We start from the raw sequence: 25,183 nt of genomic DNA on the forward strand, positions 1-25,183 counted from the left end.
GCATTTCCAGCAAAAGTGCGAAACGATTTTGCATGGATAATGCTATAAAAACGAAGAGATATAGCAGCTTGAATGATTCAGTATTAACTGGAACCGCTCTAAAGCTGAAAAGCCTTGGCAAAGGCCTGGGCGCCATTGGGTGAGAAGGCAATAACACGACCTTCCTCCCGACGCGCCCAACCTTTATCGATGAAGTTTTTCAGAAGCGCTGCACCAAGCGCACCGCCCAAGTGGTTGCGTCTCTCACTCCAGTCTAAACAATGACGGCAGAGTGGCCGTTTGCCCTTTTGCAGCGTATCAACATCAATGCCCATGCAAGAGAAGAATGACTTTCCTTCATCAGTAAGGAGTGGCTCGTTGGCATCATTGATCAAACCGAGCTTATACGATGCATCAAGCATTTCCACGCCGCGCTCGCCCGCCAGATGATCGTAACAAATCCGCGCCTTACGCAGCGCATGATCTTTCGGACCAGTGCGAACACGCACGGCGCCGGTTCGCTGTGCAAGCCCCATAAGCCCTTCGAGCACCTGCGCCACATCCGTACCTGATAGCCTGAAATAACGATGCCTGCCCTGCTTCTCAGCCACCAGCAAATTGGCAGCATCAAGCTTGGAAAGATGCCCACTGGCTGTCTGAAGTGTTACGCCTGCGGCGGCTGCAAGTTCGCTTACCGTCAAAGCACGACCGTCCATCAGCGCAGTCAGCATGTTTGCGCGCGCCGGATCACCCAAAAGGGCAGCAACAGAAGCTATGATCGGTCCGTCATTCATACTTCGATGCTAACCGAAGCATGGATGAAGTTCAATACGCTAAAACGTCTCCAGCAAATCAGCCAATTTCAGGAGATAAGAATGATTACCTGCTTCATCCGCTATCAAATCGACCCGTTCAAAGCCGATGCTTTCGCGGAATATGCACGCAACTGGGGACAGGCAAGCCCCCGTTGTGGCGCGAGGCTGATTGGCTATTTTGGCCCGCATGAGGGCTCCACCACAACCGCTTATGGCGTTTATTCAGTCGAAGACCTTGCTGCCTATGAACAGTTTCGCGCACGTCTGGCCGCAGACCCAATCGGCCGGGCAAACTATGAATTCGCGAAGCGCGAGCAATTCATCCGGTCTGAAGAACGCATATTTCTTAAGCTTCAATCAGCTCCACATGCGGAGTTTATCAAGCCATGATCGCTGTCATCTTTGAAGTCTGGCCAGCAGATGATGAAAGGCGCGAGCAGTATCTCGATATCGCCGCAAGCCTGCGCGCCGATCTGGCAAAAATTGACGGCTTCATATCCATTGAACGCTTTCAAAGCTTGGTTGAGCCAGAAAAGCTGCTGTCTCTCTCCTTCTGGCGTGACGAAGAGGCCGTAAAGCAGTGGCGCAATCTGCCAACACATCGGATCGCACAGACGAAAGGGCGCGGCGGTGTGTTTGAAAACTACCGTCTACGTGTTGCGAATGTCGCTCGCGATTACGGGCTCGATCAGCGCGAAGAAGCTCCTGACGATAGCCGCAAGATTCACGCCGCATAAAAAAGGCCGGGAAAATCCCGGCCTTTTCATTCTTATAAGAAATTCATCAGACCATCAGCGCTTTAACCGCTGCGATTGCATCATTTGCCTTGGTGCCATCGGGACCACCGGCCTGAGCCATATCCGGACGACCGCCGCCGCCAGCGCCACCGAGCGCACCAGAAGCAGCACGAACCAGATCAACTGCACTGAACCGACCAACCAGATCTTCGGTCACGGCAGCAACTGCGCTTGCCTTGCCATCTTCACCAACGCCGATGAAGAGGACAACACCAGAGCCAACCTGCTTCTTGCCTTCGTCGGCAAGTGGCTTGAGATCACGCGGCGAGACACCTGTCACAACCTTGCCAAGGAAATTGACACCGTTGACGGTTTCCACAGCGCTGCCACCGTCCGAAGAACCACCGCTCAACGCAAGCTGTCTGCGTGCTTCGGTAAGTTCGCGTTCGAGTTTCTTGCGCTCATCAACCAGAGCATTGACGCGCTCCAGTGCTTCCGATGGCGTGGTTTTCAGCACGCCGGCGATTGCCTTGACGCGCTCGTCCTGTTCTTCGAGGTAAAGGCGAGCCGCCTCACCCGTCAGAGCCTCCATACGACGGACACCGGCGGCAACACCGCTATCAGATAGAATGCGAACGAGACCGATATCACCGGTCTGGCGCACATGCGTACCACCGCAAAGCTCAACCGAGTAAGCCTTACCGGCCTTTTCGCCGTGCTTCGCCGTGCCCATCGAAACAACGCGCACTTCATCGCCGTATTTTTCGCCGAACAGCGCCATCGCACCTTCGGCAATAGCATCATCCACAGCCATCAAGCGCGTGGTGACTTGAGCATTCTGCAGAATGATCTCGTTGGCGAGATTTTCAACAGCTGTCAGTTCCTCAGCCGAAATCGGCTTTGGGTGCGAGAAGTCAAAGCGCAGACGATCAGGCGCGACAAGCGAACCCTTCTGTGCAACGTGAGAACCCAACGTTTCACGCAGAGCTTCATGCAAGAGGTGAGTGGCCGAGTGATTGGAACGGATGCGCGTGCGACGCTCTCCATCAACCTTCAACTCAACCGGTTCACCAACCTTCGCGGAACCCTTGGTAATTTCGCCGGTGTGAACGAAGAGGCCTTCACCCTTCTTCTGGGTGTCTTTGATCGTGATGACAAAGCCTTCGCCGGAGATTGTTCCGGTATCGCCCTGCTGACCACCAGATTCGCCGTAGAATGGCGTCTGGTTGACTACGACGGTCACGGTTTCGCCTTCGGCAGCCGATGCCACTTCTGCGCCATCACGCACGAGGGCAGCAATAACACCTTCCGCACTTTCGGTTTCATAGCCGAGGAACTCGGTCGCGCCGACCTTATCCTTGATGCCGAACCAGATGGTTTCCGCTGCAGCTTCGCCGGAACCGGTCCAGTTGGCGCGAGCTTCCGCCTTCTGGCGTTCCATGGCGACATTGAAGCCATCAGTATCGACCGTCACGCCGCGTTGGCGCAAAGCATCCTGCGTCAGATCAAGCGGGAAACCATAGGTATCGTAAAGCTTGAACGCGGTTTCGCCATCAAGACGATCACCTTCAACCAGGTTTTCCGAAGCATCGGAAAGCAGGCCAAGGCCGCGTTCCAACGTTTTGCGGAAACGGGTTTCTTCCAGCTTAAGTGTTTCGGAAATAAGCGCTTCTGCGCGGATGAGTTCCGGGTAAGCCTGGCCCATTTCGCGGATCAGAGCTGGCAGCAGACGCCACATCAATGGCTGGCTCGCGCCAAGCAGCTGCGCATGGCGCATAGCGCGACGCATGATGCGGCGTAGAACATAACCGCGACCTTCATTAGACGGCAGAACGCCATCTGCAATCAGGAAGCTCGATGCACGCAAATGATCGGCAATTACGCGATGGCTGGCGCGGAAATCGCCTTCGGCCTTAACGCCAGTTGCTTCTTCCGAAGCACGGATAAGCGCCTTAAACAGATCGATATCGTAGTTATCGTGCACGCCCTGAAGCACTGCCGCAACACGCTCAAGGCCCATGCCTGTGTCAATCGAAGGACGCGGCAAATCAATGCGTTGATCAGGTGTAACCTGCTCGAACTGCATGAAAACGAGGTTCCAGATCTCAATGAAACGATCGCCGTCTTCATCTGCTGATCCGGGAGGTCCACCCCAAATATGATCGCCGTGATCGTAGAAGATTTCCGAACAAGGACCGCACGGTCCGGTGTCACCCATAGCCCAGAAGTTGTCATTCGTTGCAATGCGGATGATACGATCATCCGAAAGACCGGCAATCTTCTTCCAGAAATTCGCAGCATCATCATCCGTGTGATAGACGGTGACGAGCAGCTTGTCCTTGTTGAGGCCAAATTCCTTGGTAATCAGGTTCCAGGCATGGCTGATCGCTTCTTCCTTGAAGTAATCACCAAACGAGAAATTGCCGAGCATTTCAAAGAAAGTGTGGTGGCGTGCTGTGTAGCCCACATTATCCAGATCGTTATGCTTGCCGCCAGCGCGTACGCATTTCTGCGAAGTAGTCGCGCGGCTGTAAGGGCGCTGTTCAAGACCAGTAAAAACGTTCTTGAACTGAACCATACCCGCATTGGTGAACATCAGCGTCGGGTCGTTACGAGGAACGAGCGGGCTTGATGAAACGACTTCATGTCCGTTTTTGCGGAAATAGTCGAGGAATGTGGACCTTATCTCGTTGACGCCAGCCATAATTCACCCTTGGACATTTTCTGCCCTGCATGAGATGCGCATGAAATACGCATCAATTATATAATCTCCACCCGCAGGAATGCGGCGATATACGGCACATTTTGCCGCCACGCTTCGACTACCCGATAATGGAAAGTCCGTAAGGTAGAGTTTCGGTTGTCCGCTTTTAGCGGCGTGCTGCTTTTCTGTCCAGATAAGCAGTGTGCGCTATAAAAGCAATTTAACCCGGAAACCTAGAAAACGGCATCTATGCAACAGTGTTGAACCATAGGAGAGCCAATAATTCGGCTTCACCGTAAATGCTGCGAGTAATGCCTGACGCGATGCGCCCCAGCTCAAAAACAAAAGCTCCGCATTTTCGTGCGGAGCTTTTGTCAAATTATAGAGCCAGGAAACTTATGCTTCGGCTGCGTCTGGACCGTCATCCGCTTCCGGACCACCATCTTCAAGGAATTGCTCGGCGATCAAGCCGGCGTTCTGACGGAGTGTCGTTTCGATTTCTTTCGCGACTTCCGGATTATCCTTGAGGTACTGCTTGGCATTTTCGCGGCCCTGCCCGAGACGCTGGGAATTATAGGAGAACCATGCTCCGGACTTCTCGACCACACCGGCTTTAACGCCAAGGTCGACCAGCTCACCAGTCTTGGAAACACCTGCACCATACATGATGTCGAACTCGACCTGCTTGAATGGAGGGGCAAGCTTGTTCTTGACCACCTTCACGCGAGTCTGGTTACCAACGACCTCGTCACGTTCCTTGATCGAACCAATACGGCGAATATCAAGACGTACAGAAGCATAGAACTTCAGTGCATTACCGCCGGTCGTTGTTTCAGGCGAACCGAACATAACGCCGATCTTCATACGAATCTGGTTGATGAAGATGACCATGCAGTTCGAACGCGAAATCGAAGCGGTGAGCTTGCGCAGAGCCTGGCTCATCAGACGCGCCTGAAGGCCCGGCAAAGAATCGCCCATTTCGCCTTCAATTTCAGCACGCGGCGTAAGAGCAGCAACCGAGTCGACAACCAGAACATCGATAGCACCGGACCGCACAAGCGTATCCGTGATTTCAAGTGCTTGTTCGCCAGTATCAGGCTGAGAAATCAGCAGGTTTTCAAGATCAACGCCAAGCTTGCGGGCATATACCGGATCAAGTGCGTGTTCCGCATCCACGAATGCGCAAATACCACCCTTCTTCTGTGCTTCTGCAATCGTATGCAGTGCGAGAGTGGTTTTACCCGAACTTTCCGGGCCATAGATTTCTACGATACGTCCCTTGGGCAGACCGCCGACGCCCAATGCGATATCGAGAGAAAGCGAGCCGGTTGGCACAGTCTCAATATCGACGACCTCGTTCTGACCGAGCCGCATGATTGAGCCCTTGCCGAACGCACGTTCAATTTGCGACAGCGCCGCATCAAGTGCCTTAGTCTTGTCCACTGAATTTTCCTCAACGAGTCGCAATGATTTCTGAGACATCTTACACCATCCTCTTGCATCGCTAGAAGCCCATAGGGCTCATCGCCAATATCTATTTGTATCCGTTTTGTTCCAATTTAGCAACCTAGTCAAGCAATTGATTTAAATAGATATAATTTTTTTGTTCTATTATTGTTCTATAATATTAGAAATGACAAATGTGAATCGCTATCCACGCATTAGTTAAGAAAAACTGAAGTTTTTGATACACGATTCTGCAAAATACAAAACGCAGCCCTTCTTCCGAAGGACTGCGCTGAAAAAGAATCTGACTGATTCTTGATTTATCAGCTTGCGCCACGAAGCGGCGAAATCTGAATTTCAACCCGGCGGTTCTGCGCGCGGCCATCCGGCGTCGCATTGGTCGCAACTGGCTGGCTAGCACCGTAACCGATAACCGCAAAGCGACGTGGATCGATACCCTGCGAACCCAGATAGCTTGCAACAGACGACGCACGGCGCTGCGAGAGACCTTGATTGTAGCTAGCACTACCGGTCGAGTCGGTGTGGCCGTGAACGTCGACAAGAGTCTGGTTGAACTTACGCAGAACGATCGCAACCGAGTTCAGCGTTGGGTAGAACTGGCTCTTAACCTGATCCTGATCCGTATCGAAAGTAATGGCTGAAGGCATATTCAGGATAATCTGGTCGCCATTACGCGTAACTGAAACGCCAGTGCCCTGCAGCTGATTGCGCAGTTCGGATTCCTGACGATCCATGTAATTGCCGATTGCGCCGCCACCCAAAGCACCAATACCGGCGCCGATCAGGACTGCATTGCGCTGAGCGCGGCTGGAGCCGCCGACCATGAGGCCGCCAAGCGCACCAACAGCGGCACCGATTGCAGCGCCACCGGCGGTGTTTGATACCTTCTGTTCACCGGTATAAGGATCGGTGGTGCAGCCTGCCAGAAATGTGGCACCAATTAGGGCAATCCCGATTTTCTTCAGCATGTATTGGTAATCCTCAATTGTCGATTCGTCGCGAATGATAGCTTCGATTAAGGCCGGATGGTGTTTTTAAATCCCCATCCGCGACTTTTAGAACGCAATTTGGCTTGTTTACAACAGCTTGCCGACATTTGATCGCCGCGCGTTAGCCAATCCGCCCGCATTGACGCAGCTGAGTTGCGTAACGGTTGGCCATGGATTGGGCGCGTCTCGCACCGTTCAACGCTGTCGCATTGCCGCGCCAGACTCCACGGGAATATCCACCATGTCCCGAGTAATACGCGAGATAGAGACTGTAAGCGTCAGTCCGATTGATACCATTCTTCTGATAGCTCTGATTGTGATACCAGCCGATGAAGTGGATCGCGTCGCCGAAGTTGCTGCGAGAAGCGGTCCAGCGGCCAGTCTCACGCTTATAGCGATCCCAGGTTCCGTTCAGTGCCTGCGAATAGCCATAGGCGCTCGAGGCGCGTTTCCACGGGATAAAGCCAAGCAGCTTGGTACGCGGTGGACGAGCATAAGGGCGGAATCCGGATTCAGTATAAATTGTCGCCATTAGAACATGGACCGGCACACCGAACTCGCGCGAAGCGCGGGTCGCGTCTTTCTGCCAATTATTTATCCAACCGTCGCGTTGATCGAAGACTGCGCAAACATTGCTGACCTGTCGTGGAGCAGTCGCGCAGCCGCCAAGAATAACGAGCGCGACGAGAAGCAAAACGCGCGTCATGGGAAACCTCATTGCAATTACAAAAATTGATAAATTGTAAAAATTAAAGAGGACTTAAACTAAGGCATTGATTTAACTATGGTTACTACAATGTTTACAGCCTCTTCCGTTGGTTGCTGAACGTTTGAATTCATTGGTAAAACCAATCTCTAGACGGCCACAGAATACAACCATTGATTGCCTACACATTGACTGCGGCTCGCAGGATGAAGGCCGAATTGTGACTAAACTCAAAAACGCTGTTAAAACGTGTCTGATGCAGAGTGTGTTCATGCATAGAACAACGGAGGAGCTTTCATGAATGTGCAAAAGCTGCGTGAAGTTTACGAAACATATATATCCTGTCTTAATGCTCAGGATTGGCCATCGTTAAAGCTTTATGTGGCTGAAGATGCTCAGCATAATGGTCAGAGATTGGGCGTTGACGGATATCGCGACATGCTCATTCGAGATTATCAACAGATACCAGATCTACAGTTTAAGATAGGATTGTTGGTTGTTGAGCCACCAGTTGTCGCAAGCAGATTAGATTTTGATTGCACGCCTGTCGGGCAATTTCTCGGCCTTCCCATAAATGGCAGGAATATCCGTTTTTCCGAGAACGTCTTTTATGAGTTTTCGGACAACAAAATCAGCAAGGTCTGGTCTGTTCTCGATAAAGCGGGCATCGAAGCACAACTCTGACGTCACACAAGAACCATCCGTTCAACGGCGTGTTTGACGTTCGGCCCTTAGGCGTGACCAATAATCAAGCCGCTTGCGAATATCGCGCTCAAAGCCTCTTTCCGGCGGATCATAGAAAACCTGCCGTCCCATGGCTTCCGGGAAGTAATCCTGACCCGAAAATGCGTCAGGTTGATCATGATCATAAGCATAACCATCACCATAGCCTTCATTCTTCATCAGCTTCGTCGGCGCGTTGAGAATGTGCTTCGGCGGCAACAATGAGCCATTCTCTTTGGCGGCACGCATCGAAGCCTTATAAGCCATGTAAACCGCATTGGATTTGGGTGCTGTCGCGAGATAGACGCAGGCTTGGGCAAGCGCCAGTTCCCCCTCCGGTGAACCCAGATAATCATAGGCATCTTTCGCGGCATTGCAGATAACAAGCGCTTGTGGATCAGCCAGGCCAATATCTTCAACCGCCATGCGGACAAGGCGACGCCCAAGATAGAGCGGATCTTCACCGGCATCGAACATGCGGCTGAGATAATAAAGAGCGGCATCAGGATCAGATCCCCGCACCGATTTATGCAAAGCGGAAATCAGATTGTAGTGGCCGTCTTGTCCCTTGTCATAAACTGGCGCGCGACGCTGAACAACATCCTGAAGCTTTGCAGCGTCAAACACCTCGTCAGGCCGTGCTGCACGCCATACTTCTTCTGCAAGTGTTAGCGCGGCACGACCGTCACCATCGGCCATGCGAACCAGGCTTGCTCGTGCTTCTTCGTCCAGCGGCAGCGGACGTGCTTCCTGTTCTTCTGCACGCGTGAGAAGCGTAGCGATGCTTTCGCCATTATGCGGATGAAAAGTCAGCACCCTCGCCCGCGACAACAAAGCGGCATTGAGTTCAAACGAAGGATTTTCTGTCGTAGCGCCAATCAGGATGACCGTGCCGTCTTCCATTACCGGCAGAAAACTATCCTGTTGCGCGCGATTGAAACGATGAATCTCGTCCACAAAGAGCAGTGTTTGGCGACCCGACATGCGTCGTGCACGCGCTGATTCAAAAACCTTTTTGAGGTCAGCAACACCGGAGAAAATCGCTGAAATTTGCTCGAAAGCCAAATCAGTCTCTCCGGCAAGCAGCCTGGCAACTGTTGTCTTGCCAGTACCCGGAGGGCCCCAGAAGATCATCGAGCCGAGCGATCCGGACGCGATCATGCGTGTCAGCACACCTTCTGGTCCTGTCAGGTGTTCCTGCCCCGTCACTTCCGAAAGGTGGCGCGGGCGCAAGCGATCAGCGAGTGGCCTGTTACGGTCCGCATTCGGATCAACCGCAGTTGAAAAAAGGTCGCTCATTTCGCTTCGCTCAATGCCAGAAAAACAGATGTCGTCTCAGGCATAGTCCCGCCTGAAACGACATGCAACTTTAAATGCTTGGCGATGAGGTCAGCGAACAAACTGTCGGATCAGCGCGCCATTACGCTCAACTTCCAGTCTCCAGGCCAAACCTCGGCCATCATTAAGCGCTGCAGTCAGATCATTAATCGTGCGGATCGGGTTACCATTGATACCCCTGATAATATCACGTTGACGCAAACCGAGTCGTGCGGCCTGCGAATTAACGACGACATCCGTCACAATAACGCCCCGCGCCCCATCACGCAGACGCATTTTTGAAGCCGTTTGTGGTGTTAGTTCTTCAACCACGGCACCTGCAAAGGGATTGTCACCCTCTATGGTCTGCTTCTGTTGCGGCTTGGCTTCAGGCTCTTTTGCAAGCTTAACAGGCAGTTTGCTGTCCTTGCCGTTACGCACAATATCCAGCGTCACTGTATTGCCGATGCCAGCTGTCGAAAGACGATAACCGAGCACATCGATATTATCGGCCCTGACACCCTGTACCGAAAGCACCACATCGCCAACTTTCAAGCCAGCTTGTTCGGCAGGACCGCCCTTGGTGACGGCTGTCACCAGCACGCCAAAGGACTTATCCATGCCGAGACCTTCAGCAACGTCAGGCGTGATGTTCTGGAAGGTCGCACCGATAAATGGACGTTCAAAGCTCGTGCTCCCGCTCAATGCGGCATCAACAACGGCGCGTACCATATTGGAAGGAATAGCGAATCCGATACCGACAGATCCACCTGAGCGGGAATAAATTGCGGTATTGATACCAATCAGGCGTCCACGCATGTCGATCAGACCGCCGCCCGAATTTCCGGGATTGATAGCGGCATCAGTCTGAATGAAGAAGTCAAAATCTGAAACGCCAACCTGCGTACGAGATTGGGCGGAAACAATACCGTTGGTAACGGTCTGGCCTACCCCAAACGGATTGCCGATAGCCAGCACAAGATCGCCAACTTCAACACCATCGGAATCACCCAGCGAAAGAACCGGGAATTTGTCATTCGCGTCGATCTTCAATACCGCAAGATCGGTCGTTTCATCGCGCAGCAGCACCTTGCTTTCGAACTGGCGGCCATCTGAAAGCGCCACCTTAATTTCGTCGGCGTCCTTAATGACGTGATTGTTTGTGACAACAATACCAGACGCATCAACGATGACGCCCGAACCGAGCGACTGCTCAGTGCGCGACTTGCCACCGCCGCCAAACTGCTTCCCGAAAAACTGCTCAAAAAACGGATCGCCTGCAAATGGTGATGCCTGCTGCTGCACCTGACGCGCGGCGTAGACGTTAACGACTGCAGGCGCTGTTTCCTTCACCAGAGGCGCGAAGGAAAGCTGCATATCGCCACGGCTTAGAGGGATCTGTTTGCCCTGAGCTGGAACGGCTGTTTCCTGCGCGATCGCAGGCAAAGTGACTGTGCTGATCGACGCGATAAGCAGACCCGCAATTCCATAACGCCGCCAATTCATTCGCAAACTCCAGTTTTCCTCATCTCGCATCCGATTCCTCGGAGCCAATATCGGCAATATGGAGCTAACAAGGCCAAGTATAAAGGGCTGGAATATGGCAAAGCGCATTACAGCTTCGTAATGAATTACGTCACGCTTCTCCTAACCTCGCAACAATTCAATAAAAACTATCTGCAAACGAAAAAAGGGCCGCACGAGGCAGCCCTTTTTCAATAAGTGCGAAGCGTAAATTACGCTGCGTCAGCTTCTGCAGCAGCTTCAGCTTCAACGCGTGCGCGGTCAGCTTTGCCCTTGGCATCAACATCGCGTTCAACGAATTCGACAACTGCGAGTGGCGCATTATCGCCAGTGCGGAAGCCTGCCTTCATGATGCGGATGTAGCCGCCGTTGCGGGTTGCATAACGTGCAGCCAGCGTATCGAACAGCTTAGCAACCAGCTTGACGTCGCGGATGGCGGAAATCGCCTGACGACGTGCATGCAGGTCACCACGCTTGCCGAGAGTGACAAGCTTTTCTACGATTGGACGGATTTCCTTAGCCTTAGGAAGCGTGGTCACAATCTGTTCGTGCTCGATGAGCGAAGCCGCCATGTTGGCGAACATTGCCTTGCGATGCGAGGCAGTGCGGTTCAGCTTACGCTGTCCATTACCGTGGCGCATGGCCTTCTCCTTTTAACTCAGTTCTGCCGGAAACGTCCGGTCTTAATATTGGTCTTCGTAGCGCTTAGCGAGGTCTTCGATGTTTTCAGGCGGCCAGGCTGGGATTTCCATACCGAGATGGAGACCCATCGACGCCAGAACTTCCTTGATCTCGTTGAGCGACTTGCGGCCGAAATTCGGAGTCCGCAGCATCTCGGCTTCCGTCTTCTGGATCAGATCGCCGATATAGACGATGTTGTCGTTCTTCAGGCAGTTTGCCGAACGTACCGACAGTTCGAGCTCGTCCACCTTCTTGAGCAGAGCCGGATTGAAAGCCAGTTCCGCAACCTGTTCCTGCGGAGCTTCCTTCTGTGGCTCTTCGAAGTTGACGAAGATCGCCAGCTGGTCCTGAAGAATACGAGCTGCATAAGCAACTGCATCTTCACCGCTCACGGAACCATTGGTTTCGATGTTGAGCGTCAGCTTGTCGTAATCAAGAACCTGACCTTCACGGGTGTTCTCGATCTTGTACGATACCTTGCGGATCGGCGAATAAAGGCTATCAACCGGAATAAGGCCGATTGGAGCATCTTCCGCACGATTACGGTCGGCAGGCACATAGCCCTTACCGGTGTTGACGGTGAATTCCATGCGGATTTCAGCGCCTTCATCCAGCGTGCAGATGACGTGATCCGGATTAAGGATCTCGACATCGCCAACAGTCTGAATGTCACCAGCCGTAACAACGCCAGGGCCTTCCTTACGGACAACCATGCGCTTCGGGCCTTCGCCTTCCATACGGATAGCGATTTCCTTGACGTTCAGAACGATATCCGTGGTGTCTTCGCGGACGCCCGGAATGGAAGAGAATTCATGCAGAACGCCATCGATCTGAATGGCGGTTACAGCAGCGCCGCGCAGCGACGACAGAAGCACGCGACGCAGTGCGTTACCGAGCGTCAGACCGAAACCGCGTTCCAGCGGTTCAGCAACGACGGTTGCATGGGTGCGTGAGCCGTTGGTGATAAAATCCACCTTGTTCGGCTTAATCAGTTCCTGCCAGTTCTTCTGGATCATTTTATTTTCCTCTATCAACCGTCGCTACCATCCAATCGTAGCGATCTTGTGAAGATCCGCAGAGGAACCCCGGACACATAGTCCGAGGTTCATGCGGCATATAAAAGAAATTAGACCCGGCGCTTCTTGCGCGGACGGCAACCGTTGTGCGGGATCGGCGTAACATCGCGGATCGACGTGATCACAAAGCCGGCAGCCTGAAGGGCGCGCAGCGCAGATTCGCGACCAGAACCCGGTCCGCAAACCTCGACTTCGAGGGAGCGCATGCCATGTTCCTGAGCCTTCTTGGCGCAATCTTCAGCAGCGATCTGTGCGGCAAACGGGGTCGACTTACGCGAACCCTTGAAACCCTGAGCACCCGCAGAAGACCAGGCAATCGCATTGCCCTGCGCATCCGTGATGGTGATCATGGTGTTGTTGAACGTCGAATTAACGTGGGCAACGCCCGACGAGATGTTTTTGCGCTCGCGACGGCGAATACGCTGGGCTTCCTTAGCCATGATAGTCCTCTCAAAACTCGATCTCGACACCGCCGTAGTTCCAGCGGCTCCACCGGCCCTTTGATAAGGACCAGCACCGAACCCACCCGATTATCGGGCAAGCCCGGCAGAACGATTGGTTCTGCCGAAAGTTACTTCTTCTTACCTGCGATAGCCTTTGCAGGACCCTTACGGGTACGTGCATTGGTATGCGTGCGCTGACCACGAACTGGCAGCGAACGACGATGACGCAGACCGCGGTAGCAGCCAAGGTCCATCAGACGCTTGATGTTCATGGAAACTTCACGACGCAGGTCACCTTCGACGCGGTATTCAGCATCGATAGCTTCACGGATCTGAAGTACTTCAGCATCCGACAGCTGGTTTACGCGACGATCGTCAGCAATGCCGACCTTCGTTACGATTTGACGAGCAAATTTAGGTCCAATCCCGTGGATGTACTGAAGCGCAATGATTACGCGCTTGTTCGTTGGGATGTTGACGCCAGCGATACGTGCCACGTCTGTTCTCCTTGAGTTACATAAAAATCGATCTGGCAGATGCGATCAACCAGACAGCATTGTTTGACCGGTCCCGGCCTCTTACTATTTCCGCCAGAACCGACCATTCAAACCAATTGAAGTGGGGCAGTCTTTGACGGAATCGCCCGAAAAAGTCAACTCTTAACTGTCCGTAAAGCTGCCAAAGCAACTGCACAGACATTAAAAGCAACTCTTGAAAGCGAGAAGCGGACAGAAAAACGCTAAACGTCTTCCTGTCCGCAATTTTTAAACGACTTTTTCAAGCCTCAAGCCGGAACGAGAATTCTCTCAATTTCGGCAGTAACTTCTTCAACCGGAGCCATACCATTGATGACGCGAAGTTCACCGGTTCCAGCGTAATAGCTGGAAAGAGGCGAAGTCTTCTCACGATATTCGACGAGACGCTTACGGAAGGCTTCCGGGTTATCGTCGGAACGAACCTGACCACCCTTGGCAATCGTTTCAGCCACGCGGCTTTCCATCCGCTTGACCAATGCATTCTCGTCAACCTTAAGCTCGATAACCGCATCAAGCTTGAGACCTTTGCCAACCAGCATTTCGCCGAGTGCCTGCGCCTGAGGCACAGTACGCGGATAACCGTCCAGAATGAAACCGCTTGCGCAGTCCGGCGCATCAATGCGCTCTGAAACGATCTGGTTGACGATTTCATCAGAAACCAGCTGCCCGGCATCCATCACTGCCTTGGCGCGCTTCCCGATCTCGCTCTGCTGAGCGACTGCTGCACGCAGCATGTCGCCAGTCGAAAGCTGAGGTATTCCATGCTTCTTGGTAAGAAGTCCAGCCTGCGTCCCCTTACCTGCTCCGGGCGGCCCAAGAAGTATCAGTCTCATTTATTACGTTTCCCACCTCTGAGTTTGGACTTCTTGATCAGCCCTTCATACTGATGAGCGACAAGATGTCCCTGAATTTGCGCAACCGTATCGAGCGTTACGCTGACCACGATCAACAGCGAAGTACCGCCAAGATAGAATGGTACACCGGTCGCGGAAATCAGGAATTCCGGCAGAAGACAGACAAGCACAATATAGATGGCGCCGACAACAGTGATGCGTGTCAACACATAGTCTATGTACTCAGCTGTACGTTCACCCGGACGAATGCCCGGAATAAAGCCGGAGTGCTTCTTAAGCTGGTCAGCTGTGTCCTTGGGATTGAACACGATAGCCGTGTAGAAGAAGCAGAAGAATGCCATCAAGCCCGCATAGAACAGCATGTAAAGCGGCTGACCATGACCGAGAGCGTTGAGAATAGTTGTACCCCAGGCCGGCATTTCAGCTGTATTTGCGAAGCCAGCAACGGTGGCAGGCAGAAGCAGCAGCGACGAAGCGAAGATCGGAGGGATAACGCCAGCCGTGTTGAGCTTGAGAGGCAGATGCGAAGTATCGCCCTGGAACATGCGATTGCCAACCTGACGCTTCGGATACTGGATCAGAAGACGACGCTGTGCACGCTCAACGAAAACGATGATAGCGATCAGCGCGATAGCCAGAACGATAACGCCAAGGATCAGACCGGTCGACAGAGCGCCAGTACGGCCCAGTTCCAGCGTACCGGAAATAGCATGTGGAAGGTTTGCAACAATGCCGGCGAAGATAATGAGCGAAATACCGTTACCGATGCCGCGAGCAGTGATCTGCTCACCGAGCCACATCAGGAACATGGTACCGCCAACAAGCGTAATCACCGACGAAATCAGGAACATCGGTCCAGGATTGGTGACAATCCCGTTACCCGACTGCAAACCTACTGAAATGGCATAAGCCTGTACGATTGCAAGAAGCACCGTACCATAGCGGGTGTACTGATTGATAATCTTGCGGCCCGACTCGCCTTCTTTCTTCAGCGCTTCAAGCGTCGGAACAACCGACGTCATAAGCTGCACGATGATCGAGGCAGAAATGTACGGCATGATGCCAAGAGCGAAGATAGCCATACGGCCAACCGCACCACCGGCGAACATATTGAAAAGTCCGAGCACACCCTGGCTATGCTGCTGGAAAGCCTGCGCAAGCGCATCAGGATTGATGCCGGGCAGCGGAATATAGGTGCCGAAACGGTACACCAGCAAAGCGCCCAGTGTGAACCAGATGCGCTTCTTGAGTTCTTCAGCTTTCGAGAAAGCCGAAAAATTGAGATTGGAAACTAGCTGTTCAGCAGCCGATGCCATTAAATTTCTCCGGTGAAAAGTCTCCGGTCCCCCACTCCCATCGACGCGCGTTTCTCCAACTCGCATCCCTTCGGACAAGAAGACCCTACCCAGATATGCGCATTGGCATAAATGTGCAAGCGGCGGCACAAGGGCCGCCGCTTTTTATTTTTATGTCGATGCCTTATTCGGCAGCAGCTTCAGGAAGCTTTACGCTACCGCCGGCCTTTTCGATCTTTTCGATCGCAGCTTTGGAAGCACCAGCAACCTCGAAGGCTACCTTTGCCTTCAGTTCGCCGTCCGCCAGAACGCGAACACCGTCCAGAGCGCGACGAATCACGCCAGCAGCCTTAAGCGAATCGCTATTCACAACTGCCTTTGCATCCAGCTTGCCAGCGTCGATCGCAGCCTGAACACGGCCGAGCGAAACAACGTTGAAGCTCTTTGCAAAGATGTTGGTGAAGCCGCGCTTAGGCAGACGGCGGTAGATTGGCATCTGGCCGCCTTCAAAGCCGTTGATCGCTACGCCAGAACGGGACTTCTGTCCCTTGACGCCGCGGCCAGCGGTCTTACCGGTGCCGGAGCCGATACCACGGCCGACGCGCTTACGCGCCTTTACTGAACCTGGCTTATCACGCAGATCGTTGAGTTTCATGTCTCTATCCCCTGCGTTATCAGGCCTCGTCCACAACGCGGACGAGATGCTGAACCTTGGCGATCATACCACGAACCGAAGGAGTATCCTCCAGTGTGCGGCGGCGGTGCATTTTGTTAAGTCCGAGTCCGATCAGCGTTGCACGCTGTTCGGCTGGACGACGGATAGGGCTTCCGATCTGTTCGACCGTAACCGTCTTACCCTTCTTCTCAGCCATCACTCAAATCCCTTGTCTATGGCGTATCCGGTGTTTGTGCACCGGACTGGCACAAACTATCGGCTATTCTTCCGAACCGACCACATCATGGCGGCGAGCCTGAAGGGTCGAGTACTTGATACCGCGCTGTGCAGCGATGTCCTTTGGATGCATCTGATGCTTCAGAGCGTCAAAGGTTGCACGAACCATGTTGTAAGGGTTCGAGGAGCCGAGCGACTTAGCAACAACGTCCTGAACGCCAAGCGTTTCGAACACTGCACGCATTGGACCACCAGCAATGATACCCTTACCGGCAGGAGCTGCACGGAGGAGAACCTTGCCAGCGCCGTGACGGCCCTGCACATCGTGATGCAGAGTACGGCCCGAACGAAGCGGAACGAAAATCATGTCGCGCTTAGCAGCTTCAGTTGCCTTACGGATCGCTTCAGGCACTTCGCGTGCCTTACCATGACCGAAGCCAACGCGGCCCTTCTGGTCGCCAACTACGACGAGCGCAGCGAAACCAAAACGACGGCCACCCTTAACAACCTTGGCGACGCGATTAATGTGAACGAGCTTGTCAACGAATTCGCTGTCGCGCTCCTCACGACCGCGATCTTCGCGGTTACGTTCTTTCTGTGCCATATCCTATTCCTTTATTTTTTTCCGGAAGCACAAAATTATTAGAAGCTAAGTCCGCCTTCGCGGGCAGCTTCGGCGAGAGCCTTCACACGGCCGTGGTAAATGAATGCACCACGGTCGAACACTACTTCACTGACGCCTGCTTTCTTAGCACGCTCTGCAACCAGCTTGCCAACTGCAGCTGCTGCTGCGGAGTCGGCGCCGGTCTTGAGCTTGCCCTTCAGGTCGCCATCCAGGGTCGAAGCAGCTGCGATGGTAACACCGCGAACGTCGTCGATAACCTGAACGTAGATGTTCTTGGAAGAGCGGTGTACGCTGAGACGTGGACGGCCGTTTGCGACAGCCTTGACCTGACGGCGTACACGAGCAGCGCGACGCTGCAAAGTTTCTTTTGGCGATGCCATGACGCGCTTCCCTTACTTCTTCTTGCCTTCTTTGCGGACGATCTTCTCGCCAGCATACTTGACGCCCTTGCCCTTGTAAGGCTCGGGGCCGCGATATTCGCGGATCTCAGCCGCGACCTGACCGACCTGTTGCTTGTCGATACCAGTGACGACGATTTCCGTCGGCTTAGGAACAGCAACAGTGATGCCAGCAGGCACGTCATAGACCACTTCGTGGCTGAAGCCGAGCGAAAGCTGGACATTCTTGCCCTGCATAGCAGCACGGTAACCAACGCCGCTAATCTCAAGCTTCTTTTCAAAGCCCTTTTCGACGCCTTCGAAGATGTTAACGATCATCGAACGCGACATGCCCCACTTGGAGCGAGCTTCTTTGGACTGGTCACGAGGATCGACGCTTACAGCGCCGTCTTCGAGCTTAACCAGAACTTCATCGTGCACTACGAAAGACAATTCGCCTTTCGCGCCCTTAGCCTTGACGGTCTGACCTTCAACGCTGGCGGTCACGCCCGCCGGGACCGGCACGGGTTTTTTACCGATACGAGACATTTTTATACCTGTCTTTTATCTGTTCACTGTCGGCCGCATCAGAAGATGCGGCAGAGCAGCTCACCACCAACGTTTTGTTCACGAGCTTCATGATCAGCCATCACACCCTTAGGGGTGGACAGGATCGAGATGCCAAGGCCATTCGCAACCTGCGGGATCGACTTAACCGACACGTAAACGCGACGGCCAGGCTTCGAAACGCGGGTCAGTTCACGAATGACTGGAACGCCTTCATAATACTTCAGTTCGATTTCGATCTCGGCTTTGCCGTTCACGAATTCACTCTGCGTGTATCCGCGGATGTAACCTTCAGACTGAAGAACATCCAGTACGCGAGCGCGCAGCTTCGAAGCCGGGGTCGAAACCTTGGTCTTCTTGCGGCCAACTGCGTTGCGGATACGGGTCAGCATATCGCCGATAGGATCTGACACAGACATATGCTACTCCTTACCAGCTCGACTTAACTATGCCTGGAATCTGTCCAAGCGAACCCAACTGGCGAAGCGCAATACGCGACATCTTCAGTTTACGGTAATAACCACGCGGGCGACCCGAAACTTCGCAACGATTGCGAATACGGACCTTAGCAGAATTGCGCGGCAGTTCGGCGAGCTGGATAGTAGCGCGGAAACGCTCATCCAGCGGAAGGCTCTGATCCATTACGATCGCCTTCAGACGTGCACGCTTTTCAGCATGACGCTTAACCAACTTTTCGCGGCGCTTGTTGTTTTCGACTGCGCTAGTCTTGGCCATATTAATATACCTCGCTACGCTTGCCGTTACTGCCGGAACGGGAAGTTGAAGGCGCGCAGAAGAGCGCGGGCTTCATCATCCGTCTTAGCGGTCGTGCAAACGATGATGTCCATGCCCCAGATCTGATCAACTTTATCGTAGTTGATTTCTGGAAACACGATGTGTTCCTTAATACCCATGGCGAAGTTGCCGCGGCCATCAAAGCTCTTCGGATTCAGACCGCGGAAATCTCGAACGCGCGGAAGCGCAATCGTGATCAGACGATCAAGGAATTCGTACATGCGGTCCGCACGAAGAGTTACCTTCGTACCGATTGGCATGTCTTCACGCAACTTGAAGGTCGCGATCGAATTACGGGCGCGAGTAATGACAGCCTTCTGACCGGCAATCAAGCCCAGATCTTCTGCTGCAACAGCTGGCTTCTTCGAATCAGAAGTCGCTTCGCCGACGCCCATATTGAGAACAACTTTGGTGATGCGTGGGATCTGCATCTCGTTGTCATATTTGAATTCTTCAAGAAGAGCCTTGCGGATCGTATCCAGATAAACTTTCTTGAAGCGTGGAAGTGCCTTAGCTTCAGCCATCAGATCACTGCTCCCGAACGCTTTGCGACGCGAACCTTCTTGCCGTCCTCAACGCGGAAACCAACGCGAGTCGGCTTGCCGTCCTTAGGATCAGCAACTGCCAGGTTCGACAAATGAATCGGCGCCTCTTTCGAGATGATGCCGGCTTCCTGAGTCTGTGTCTGGCGCTGATGACGCTTCACAACATTAATGCCACGAACAACGGCTTTGTCGTCCTTAGGCATAACCTGAAGAACTTCGCCTGTACGGCCCTTGTCCTTACCGGACAGCACGACAACGCTGTCGCCTTTGCGAATCTTTTGCATCGTCTTGCTTCCTTACAGAACTTCCGGAGCCAGCGAAATGATCTTCATGTGGCTCTTTGCGCGAAGTTCGCGCGGAACCGGTCCGAAGATACGCGTGCCGATAGGCTCTTTCTTGTTATCGATGAGAACAGCTGCGTTATTATCGAAACGAATAACGCTACCGTCTGCGCGACGGATGTCCTTGGCGGTCCGTACGACCACCGCCTTCATCACGTCACCTTTTTTGACGCGGCCGCGCGGAATAGCTTCCTTGATCGACACCACAATGATGTCGCCAACGGAAGCATAACGCCGCTTCGAGCCGCCCAGCACCTTGATGCACATGACACGACGTGCGCCGGAGTTATCCGCCACGTCGAGGTTTGTTTGCATCTGAATCATGACTGGCCGCCTTCTTTTCCTTCAGCTGGTTAAGGGCTCCTGCCCTACCTAAGCTGCGTGTTTGTAATTTAGCCCGCTGTTACGTTCGAAAGAACGACCCAGCGTTTGTCCTTCGAAATTGGCTTGGATTCTTCGATAGAAACCTGATCACCAATCTTGAACTGGTTGTTTTCGTCGTGCGCCTTATACTTCTTCGACTGGCGAACGGTCTTCTGGAGGAGCGGGTGCGAATAGCGACGCTCAACCTTAACCACAACAGTCTTATCGTTTTTGTCGCTGACGACAACGCCCTGCAGAACGCGTTTAGGCATTATACTTGTTCCTTATGCCTTGCTTTCGGCCGCCTTCTGGCGGGCGATGGTCTTAATACGCGCAATGTCACGGCGAACCTGCTTCACGCGCGCGGTTTTTTCGAGCTGGCCGGTTGCCTTCTGAAAGCGCAGATTAAACTGCTCTTTCTTCAGGGCGCCCAACTCATCGTTCATCTGATCGAGGCTTTTGGCCCGAACGTCTGCGGCTTTCATGACTGCCTCTCTTACTCTGCGATGCGCTGAATGAAGCGCGTCTTGACCGACAACTTTGCAGCGCCGAGTCTCAGGGCTTCGCGTGCCACATCTTCGGGTACGCCGTCAAGCTCAAACATTATACGACCTGGTGCTACGCGGCATGCCCAGTAGTCAACTGAACCCTTACCTTTACCCATACGGACTTCGGTAGGCTTCGATGTTACTGGCAGATCCGGGAAGATACGGATCCATACACGACCGGCACGCTTCATGTGACGGGTGATCGCGCGGCGAGCCGCTTCGATCTGTCGTGCTGTGACGCGGTCAGGCTCAACGGCCTTCAAACCGAATGCACCGAAATTAAGGTCCGTACCGCCCTTCGAGTTGCCGTGAATACGGCCCTTGAACTGCTTACGGAACTTGGTGCGCTTAGGCTGCATCATTGTTCTCTACTCCAAATTTCTCGCCCGCGGCCCGCTTTTTAAGCGTTTTCGCGGCGGCGGTTCTGCTGGGAACCCTGATTGTCACCCTCAACCGCACGACGTTCAGAAGCCATTGGGTCGTGCTCAAGGATTTCGCCCTTGAATACCCAAACCTTCACGCCGCAGATGCCGTAAGCGGTCTGCGCTTCTGCTGTACCGTAGTCGATATCAGCACGCAGCGTGTGAAGAGGAACGCGGCCTTCGCGGTACCATTCCATACGTGCGATTTCAGCGCCACCCAGACGGCCGGAGCAGTTGATACGAATACCTTCCGCACCCAGACGCATTGCTGACTGAACAGCACGCTTCATGGCGCGACGGAATGCCACACGGCGTTCGAGCTGCTGAGCGATCGACTGAGCGATCAGCGTAGCATCGACTTCCGGCTTGCGAACTTCAACAATGTTGAGCGACGCATCGGAATTCGTCATCTCGGAAAGCTTCTTGCGAAGCTTTTCGATGTCTGCACCCTTCTTGCCGATGATGATACCCGGACGAGCCGAGTGAATCGTCACGCGGCACTTCTTGTGCGGACGCTCGATTACGATCTTGGAGATCGCAGCCTGCTTAAGTTCGCTCTTAAGATATTCGCGAATCTTCACGTCTTCATGCAGAAGCTTGCCGTACTCACCGGTATTCGCGTACCAACGCGAATCCCAGGTGCGGTTGATGCCGAGACGAAGACCGATTGGATTAATCTTCTGGCCCATTATGCGGCCTCCCCTTTTTCCGCAACTTCGCGGACAACAATGGTGAGATGCGAAAACGGCTTTTCGATGCGGCTTGCCTTACCACGTCCACGAACGTGGAAACGCTTCATGACAATGGATTTGCCGACATAAGCTTCAGCAACGATCAGCGCGTCAACATCGAGATCATGATTGTTCTCTGCGTTGGCGATAGCCGATTCGAGCGTCTTTTTCACTGTTTCCGCGATCCGCTTGCGCGAGAACGTCAGATCAGCAAGTGCCGCATTTACTTTCTTACCGCGGATCAATGCCGCGACAAGATTAAGCTTCTGCGGGCTGACGCGAAGCGTACGGGCGACGGCTTTCGCCTCGTTATCCTTAAGCTGGCGGGGAGCCTTGGCCTTGCCCATCGTTACTTCCTCTTTGCCTTCTTGTCCGCGCCGTGACCGTAATAGGTACGTGTCGGCGCGAATTCACCGAACTTGTGTCCAACCATTTCTTCGGAGATCGATACCGGCACATGCTTGTTGCCGTTATAAACACCGAAGGTCAGGCCAACGAACTGCGGCAAGATAGTGGAGCGACGGCTCCACATCTTGATGACTTCACTACGACCGCCCTCGCGTACCTTCTCAGCTTTCTTGAGAAGATAGCCATCGACGAACGGACCTTTCCAAACTGAACGAGCCACTTCAGACTACCTCTCTTACTTCTTGCGCTGATGACGCGAGCGCATGATGAACTTATCGGTCGCCTTATTCGAACGGGTCTTCTTACCCTTCGTAGGCTTGCCCCAAGGCGTGACCGGATGACGACCACCGGAAGTGCGGCCTTCACCACCACCATGCGGGTGGTCAACTGGGTTCATTGCAACACCGCGAACGTGAGGACGCTTACCGCGCCAGACCGAACGACCGGCCTTACCGTCATTGATGTTGCTATGCTCTGGGTTGGAAACTGCGCCAACCGTTGCGAAACATGCACCTGGAACCAGACGCTGTTCACCAGAATTGAGACGCAGGATAGCCATACCCTGGTCACGTCCGACGAGCTGTGCATATGCACCAGCCGAACGAGCAATCTGGCCGCCCTTGCCTGGCTTCATTTCCACGTTGTGGATAATCGTACCAACAGGCATCGACGAAAGCGGCATTGCATTGCCTGGCTTAACGTCGACGGACTGGCCGGAAATGACCTTGTCGCCGGCTGCCAGACGCTGCGGAGCCAGAATGTAGCTCAGCTCGCCGTCTTCATAGCGGATCAGCGCGATAAACGCGGTGCGGTTTGGATCGTATTCCAGGCGTTCAACCGTAGCGACGACGTCGTGCTTACGACGCTTGAAGTCAACAAAACGGTAAGAACGCTTGTGACCACCGCCCTGAAAGCGAACAGTGATACGACCGGTGTTGTTACGGCCACCCTTCTTGGACAGACCTTCGGTCAGGGACTTGACCGGCTTGCCCTTGTAGAGTTCCGAACGGTCCACGATGACCAGCTGACGCTGGCCTGGCGTGGTCGGATTAAAGTGCTTGAGTGCCATTGTCTTTACTCCATGGCCTCTCAGAGACCTGTCGAAACGTCGATGCTCTGGCCTTCAGCCAAAGTAACGATCGCTTTCTTGACATCGCTCTGGCGCCCGACAATGCCGCGGAACCGCTTCACCTTGCCTTTGCGCACAGTGGTGTTAACGGCCTTTACCTTGACGCCAAAAAGCGCCTCGATTGCAGCCTTGATTTCCGGCTTCGTCGCCTTGCGAGCTACGTTGAAGACGACCTGGTTATGTTCGGAAACAAGGGTCGACTTCTCAGTAATAACTGGGCTGACGATCACGTCATAATGGCGAAGATCGGTCATTTAAAACGCTCCTCGAGGGCTTCGACAGCTGCCTTGGAAAGCACGAGCTTGCCACGACGCAGGATGTCGTAAACATTGATGCCCTGTACTGGCAGAACATCGATGTTCGGGATGTTCGAAGCAGCGCGCTGGAAGTTCACGTCGATCTCTGCACCACCGATGAGGAGTGCATTCTCAAGACCGAGCTTTGCGAACTGCGAAACAAGCTGCTTTGTCTTGGCTTCAGAGGCAGCCAGATCATCGATGATGATCAGGTCGGATGCCTTAGCCTTAGCCGACAGAGCATGACGCAAGCCGAGAGCGCGAACCTTCTTTGGCAGATCATGATCATGCGTACGGACTACTGGTCCGTGAGCCTGACCACCGCCCCGGAACTGCGGTGCACGAGCCGAATGGTGACGAGCGCGACCCGTACCCTTCTGCTTGTACATCTTCGAACCGGTGCGGCTGATGTCGCTGCGGCCCTTGGCATCATGAGAGCCCTGCTGGCGGCGAGCCAGCTGCCAGCGCACGACGCGCTGAAGAATGTCGTCGCGTGGGTCGAGGCCGAAGATTTCTTCGTTCAGCTTGACCTTGCCGGCATCCTTGCCTTCAAGAGTTGTAATCGTGAGATCCATTATTCGGCTCCCTCAGTCGCGACTGCATCCGCAGCTGCATTGTTTGCGCTTGAACGCAGGGCAGCCGGCTTAGGTGCATTCTCAGGCAGCGAAACCTTGACTGCATCACGAACGAGGATCCAGGCACCCTTGGAGCCAGGAACCGCGCCGCGAACCAGAATAAGGCCACGATCGCTATCTGTAGAGACAACTTCGATGTTCTGCGTCGTCACGCGGGTTTGACCCATGTGACCAGCCATCTTCTTGCCCTTGAACACCTTACCCGGATCCTGACGCTGACCGGTCGAGCCGTGAGCGCGGTGGGTAACTGAGTTACCGTGCGAAGCACGATGACCAGCAAAGTTGTGGCGCTTCATAACACCGGCAAAACCTTTACCGATAGAAGTGCCCGTCACATCGACCTTCTGGCCGGCGACGAAATGCTCGGCAAGAATCTCCGAGCCTACTTCGAGAAGGTTATCCGGCGAAACGCGGAATTCCGCTACTTTCGCCTTAGGCTCAACTTCAGCCTTCGCGAAATGACCGCGCAGAGCCTTAGTTGTGTTCTTTACCTTGGCAAGTCCAACGCCAAGCTGAACAGCCGTATAACCGTTTTTTTCAACTGTACGCTGAGCTACCACGTGGCAGTCTTCCATGCGGAGAACTGTCACTGGTACATGTTCGCCAGCGTCGTTATAGACGCGGGTCATGCCCAGCTTCTGTGCAATAACACCTGAACGCATC

The 25,183-nt window shown here is 53.7% G+C and carries 36 protein-coding genes; 3 read left to right on the forward strand and 33 right to left on the reverse strand.

Features of this window, described 5'->3' with window-relative positions; genetic code table 11:
* Positions 1 to 98 precede the first annotated feature (98 nt).
* Positions 99 to 773: a winged helix-turn-helix domain-containing protein gene (locus KMS41_05995; GenBank protein ID QWK76686.1), complete on the reverse strand. Its 675-nt coding sequence runs from the start codon at positions 771 to 773 to the stop codon at positions 99 to 101.
* Positions 774 to 854: 81 nt separating this feature from the next.
* On the opposite strand from KMS41_05995, the gene KMS41_06000 reads away from it, so the two are divergent.
* Entirely contained in the window at positions 855 to 1,184 is a 330-nt protein-coding gene (locus KMS41_06000) for an NIPSNAP family protein (protein QWK76687.1), read from the forward strand.
* On the forward strand, positions 1,181 to 1,531 hold the full coding sequence (locus tag KMS41_06005; protein ID QWK76688.1) for an antibiotic biosynthesis monooxygenase: 351 nt from the start codon (positions 1,181 to 1,183) through the stop codon (positions 1,529 to 1,531). Before KMS41_06000 ends, KMS41_06005 begins: the two co-directional genes overlap by 4 nt.
* A gap of 46 nt (positions 1,532 to 1,577) precedes the next feature.
* Here KMS41_06005 and alaS read toward each other — a convergent pair whose 3' ends face one another.
* From alaS to KMS41_06025, 4 genes are all read right to left on the reverse strand, one after another.
* Positions 1,578 to 4,235, reverse strand: a complete 2,658-nt coding sequence (gene alaS / locus KMS41_06010; protein ID QWK76689.1) for an alanine--tRNA ligase — start codon at positions 4,233 to 4,235, stop codon at positions 1,578 to 1,580.
* 396 nt (positions 4,236 to 4,631) lie between these two features.
* Complete coding sequence (recA, locus tag KMS41_06015) at positions 4,632 to 5,717, reverse strand: recombinase RecA (GenBank protein QWK76690.1); 1,086 nt, start codon at positions 5,715 to 5,717, stop codon at positions 4,632 to 4,634.
* A 287-nt stretch (positions 5,718 to 6,004) separates the two neighbouring features.
* Complete coding sequence (locus KMS41_06020; protein ID QWK76691.1) at positions 6,005 to 6,670, reverse strand: OmpA family protein; 666 nt, start codon at positions 6,668 to 6,670, stop codon at positions 6,005 to 6,007.
* A 142-nt stretch (positions 6,671 to 6,812) separates the two neighbouring features.
* Complete coding sequence (locus KMS41_06025) at positions 6,813 to 7,397, reverse strand: transglycosylase SLT domain-containing protein (GenBank protein QWK76692.1); 585 nt, start codon at positions 7,395 to 7,397, stop codon at positions 6,813 to 6,815.
* 297 nt (positions 7,398 to 7,694) lie between these two features.
* Here KMS41_06025 and KMS41_06030 point away from each other — a divergent pair, with 297 nt between their 5' ends.
* The gene (locus KMS41_06030) at positions 7,695 to 8,081 is read left to right on the forward strand and encodes an ester cyclase (GenBank protein QWK76693.1); all 387 of its coding nucleotides are present in this window, start codon (positions 7,695 to 7,697) and stop codon (positions 8,079 to 8,081) included.
* A 21-nt stretch (positions 8,082 to 8,102) separates the two neighbouring features.
* Here KMS41_06030 and KMS41_06035 read toward each other — a convergent pair whose 3' ends face one another.
* From KMS41_06035 to rplC, 28 genes are all read right to left on the reverse strand, one after another.
* Entirely contained in the window at positions 8,103 to 9,419 is a 1,317-nt protein-coding gene (locus tag KMS41_06035; protein ID QWK76694.1) for a replication-associated recombination protein A, read from the reverse strand.
* A 90-nt stretch (positions 9,420 to 9,509) separates the two neighbouring features.
* Complete coding sequence (locus KMS41_06040; protein QWK76695.1) at positions 9,510 to 10,943, reverse strand: DegQ family serine endoprotease; 1,434 nt, start codon at positions 10,941 to 10,943, stop codon at positions 9,510 to 9,512.
* A gap of 230 nt (positions 10,944 to 11,173) precedes the next feature.
* The gene (gene rplQ, locus KMS41_06045; protein ID QWK76696.1) at positions 11,174 to 11,602 is read right to left on the reverse strand and encodes a 50S ribosomal protein L17; all 429 of its coding nucleotides are present in this window, start codon (positions 11,600 to 11,602) and stop codon (positions 11,174 to 11,176) included.
* Positions 11,603 to 11,644: 42 nt separating this feature from the next.
* Positions 11,645 to 12,658 carry a DNA-directed RNA polymerase subunit alpha gene (locus tag KMS41_06050; GenBank protein ID QWK76697.1) on the reverse strand — a complete coding sequence of 338 codons (1,014 nt, stop codon included), beginning with the start codon at positions 12,656 to 12,658 and terminating at the stop codon, positions 11,645 to 11,647.
* Positions 12,659 to 12,768: 110 nt separating this feature from the next.
* Positions 12,769 to 13,158: a 30S ribosomal protein S11 gene (gene rpsK, locus KMS41_06055; protein QWK76698.1), complete on the reverse strand. Its 390-nt coding sequence runs from the start codon at positions 13,156 to 13,158 to the stop codon at positions 12,769 to 12,771.
* Between the two features lie 131 nt (positions 13,159 to 13,289).
* Entirely contained in the window at positions 13,290 to 13,658 is a 369-nt protein-coding gene (rpsM, locus tag KMS41_06060; GenBank protein QWK76699.1) for a 30S ribosomal protein S13, read from the reverse strand.
* A 287-nt stretch (positions 13,659 to 13,945) separates the two neighbouring features.
* A complete protein-coding gene (locus KMS41_06065) occupies positions 13,946 to 14,530 on the reverse strand; it encodes an adenylate kinase (GenBank protein ID QWK76700.1) in 585 nt (194 codons plus the stop codon).
* Positions 14,527 to 15,867: a preprotein translocase subunit SecY gene (secY, locus tag KMS41_06070; GenBank protein QWK76701.1), complete on the reverse strand. Its 1,341-nt coding sequence runs from the start codon at positions 15,865 to 15,867 to the stop codon at positions 14,527 to 14,529. The genes KMS41_06065 and secY overlap by 4 nt, the downstream gene beginning before the upstream one ends.
* 163 nt (positions 15,868 to 16,030) lie before the next feature.
* The gene (gene rplO, locus KMS41_06075) at positions 16,031 to 16,501 is read right to left on the reverse strand and encodes a 50S ribosomal protein L15 (GenBank protein QWK76702.1); all 471 of its coding nucleotides are present in this window, start codon (positions 16,499 to 16,501) and stop codon (positions 16,031 to 16,033) included.
* A gap of 19 nt (positions 16,502 to 16,520) precedes the next feature.
* The gene (gene rpmD / locus KMS41_06080) at positions 16,521 to 16,718 is read right to left on the reverse strand and encodes a 50S ribosomal protein L30 (protein QWK76703.1); all 198 of its coding nucleotides are present in this window, start codon (positions 16,716 to 16,718) and stop codon (positions 16,521 to 16,523) included.
* Between the two features lie 63 nt (positions 16,719 to 16,781).
* Entirely contained in the window at positions 16,782 to 17,342 is a 561-nt protein-coding gene (rpsE, locus tag KMS41_06085) for a 30S ribosomal protein S5 (GenBank protein ID QWK76704.1), read from the reverse strand.
* 38 nt (positions 17,343 to 17,380) lie between these two features.
* A complete protein-coding gene (rplR, locus tag KMS41_06090; GenBank protein ID QWK76705.1) occupies positions 17,381 to 17,743 on the reverse strand; it encodes a 50S ribosomal protein L18 in 363 nt (120 codons plus the stop codon).
* A 12-nt stretch (positions 17,744 to 17,755) separates the two neighbouring features.
* Positions 17,756 to 18,289: a 50S ribosomal protein L6 gene (rplF, locus tag KMS41_06095; protein QWK76706.1), complete on the reverse strand. Its 534-nt coding sequence runs from the start codon at positions 18,287 to 18,289 to the stop codon at positions 17,756 to 17,758.
* A 38-nt stretch (positions 18,290 to 18,327) separates the two neighbouring features.
* A complete protein-coding gene (rpsH, locus tag KMS41_06100; GenBank protein ID QWK76707.1) occupies positions 18,328 to 18,726 on the reverse strand; it encodes a 30S ribosomal protein S8 in 399 nt (132 codons plus the stop codon).
* A 10-nt stretch (positions 18,727 to 18,736) separates the two neighbouring features.
* Positions 18,737 to 19,042 (reverse strand): 30S ribosomal protein S14, encoded by a 306-nt coding sequence (gene rpsN / locus KMS41_06105; protein QWK76708.1) that lies wholly within the window; start codon positions 19,040 to 19,042, stop codon positions 18,737 to 18,739.
* A gap of 26 nt (positions 19,043 to 19,068) precedes the next feature.
* A complete protein-coding gene (gene rplE / locus KMS41_06110; protein ID QWK76709.1) occupies positions 19,069 to 19,626 on the reverse strand; it encodes a 50S ribosomal protein L5 in 558 nt (185 codons plus the stop codon).
* Complete coding sequence (gene rplX / locus KMS41_06115; GenBank protein ID QWK76710.1) at positions 19,626 to 19,931, reverse strand: 50S ribosomal protein L24; 306 nt, start codon at positions 19,929 to 19,931, stop codon at positions 19,626 to 19,628. Before rplX ends, rplE begins: the two co-directional genes overlap by 1 nt.
* Positions 19,932 to 19,943: 12 nt before the next feature.
* Positions 19,944 to 20,312, reverse strand: a complete 369-nt coding sequence (gene rplN, locus KMS41_06120) for a 50S ribosomal protein L14 (protein QWK76711.1) — start codon at positions 20,310 to 20,312, stop codon at positions 19,944 to 19,946.
* Between the two features lie 68 nt (positions 20,313 to 20,380).
* Positions 20,381 to 20,623 (reverse strand): 30S ribosomal protein S17, encoded by a 243-nt coding sequence (gene rpsQ, locus KMS41_06125; GenBank protein QWK76712.1) that lies wholly within the window; start codon positions 20,621 to 20,623, stop codon positions 20,381 to 20,383.
* Positions 20,624 to 20,635: 12 nt separating this feature from the next.
* Complete coding sequence (gene rpmC / locus KMS41_06130; GenBank protein QWK76713.1) at positions 20,636 to 20,836, reverse strand: 50S ribosomal protein L29; 201 nt, start codon at positions 20,834 to 20,836, stop codon at positions 20,636 to 20,638.
* 11 nt (positions 20,837 to 20,847) lie between these two features.
* Positions 20,848 to 21,261 (reverse strand): 50S ribosomal protein L16, encoded by a 414-nt coding sequence (gene rplP / locus KMS41_06135; GenBank protein ID QWK76714.1) that lies wholly within the window; start codon positions 21,259 to 21,261, stop codon positions 20,848 to 20,850.
* Positions 21,262 to 21,299: 38 nt separating this feature from the next.
* On the reverse strand, positions 21,300 to 22,010 hold the full coding sequence (gene rpsC, locus KMS41_06140) for a 30S ribosomal protein S3 (GenBank protein QWK76715.1): 711 nt from the start codon (positions 22,008 to 22,010) through the stop codon (positions 21,300 to 21,302).
* The gene (gene rplV, locus KMS41_06145) at positions 22,010 to 22,399 is read right to left on the reverse strand and encodes a 50S ribosomal protein L22 (protein ID QWK76716.1); all 390 of its coding nucleotides are present in this window, start codon (positions 22,397 to 22,399) and stop codon (positions 22,010 to 22,012) included. Before rplV ends, rpsC begins: the two co-directional genes overlap by 1 nt.
* Positions 22,400 to 22,401: 2 nt before the next feature.
* The gene (gene rpsS, locus KMS41_06150) at positions 22,402 to 22,680 is read right to left on the reverse strand and encodes a 30S ribosomal protein S19 (GenBank protein QWK76717.1); all 279 of its coding nucleotides are present in this window, start codon (positions 22,678 to 22,680) and stop codon (positions 22,402 to 22,404) included.
* A 15-nt stretch (positions 22,681 to 22,695) separates the two neighbouring features.
* Entirely contained in the window at positions 22,696 to 23,529 is an 834-nt protein-coding gene (rplB, locus tag KMS41_06155) for a 50S ribosomal protein L2 (GenBank protein QWK76718.1), read from the reverse strand.
* Between the two features lie 20 nt (positions 23,530 to 23,549).
* Positions 23,550 to 23,843, reverse strand: a complete 294-nt coding sequence (locus KMS41_06160; protein ID QWK76719.1) for a 50S ribosomal protein L23 — start codon at positions 23,841 to 23,843, stop codon at positions 23,550 to 23,552.
* Positions 23,840 to 24,460 (reverse strand): 50S ribosomal protein L4, encoded by a 621-nt coding sequence (gene rplD / locus KMS41_06165; protein ID QWK76720.1) that lies wholly within the window; start codon positions 24,458 to 24,460, stop codon positions 23,840 to 23,842. The genes KMS41_06160 and rplD overlap by 4 nt, the downstream gene beginning before the upstream one ends.
* Complete coding sequence (gene rplC / locus KMS41_06170) at positions 24,460 to 25,182, reverse strand: 50S ribosomal protein L3 (GenBank protein ID QWK76721.1); 723 nt, start codon at positions 25,180 to 25,182, stop codon at positions 24,460 to 24,462. The genes rplD and rplC overlap by 1 nt, the downstream gene beginning before the upstream one ends.
* Position 25,183 lies beyond the last annotated feature (1 nt).

This window comes from Ochrobactrum sp. BTU1, from assembly GCA_018798825.1.
In the GTDB taxonomy this organism is placed as follows: domain Bacteria; phylum Pseudomonadota; class Alphaproteobacteria; order Rhizobiales; family Rhizobiaceae; genus Brucella.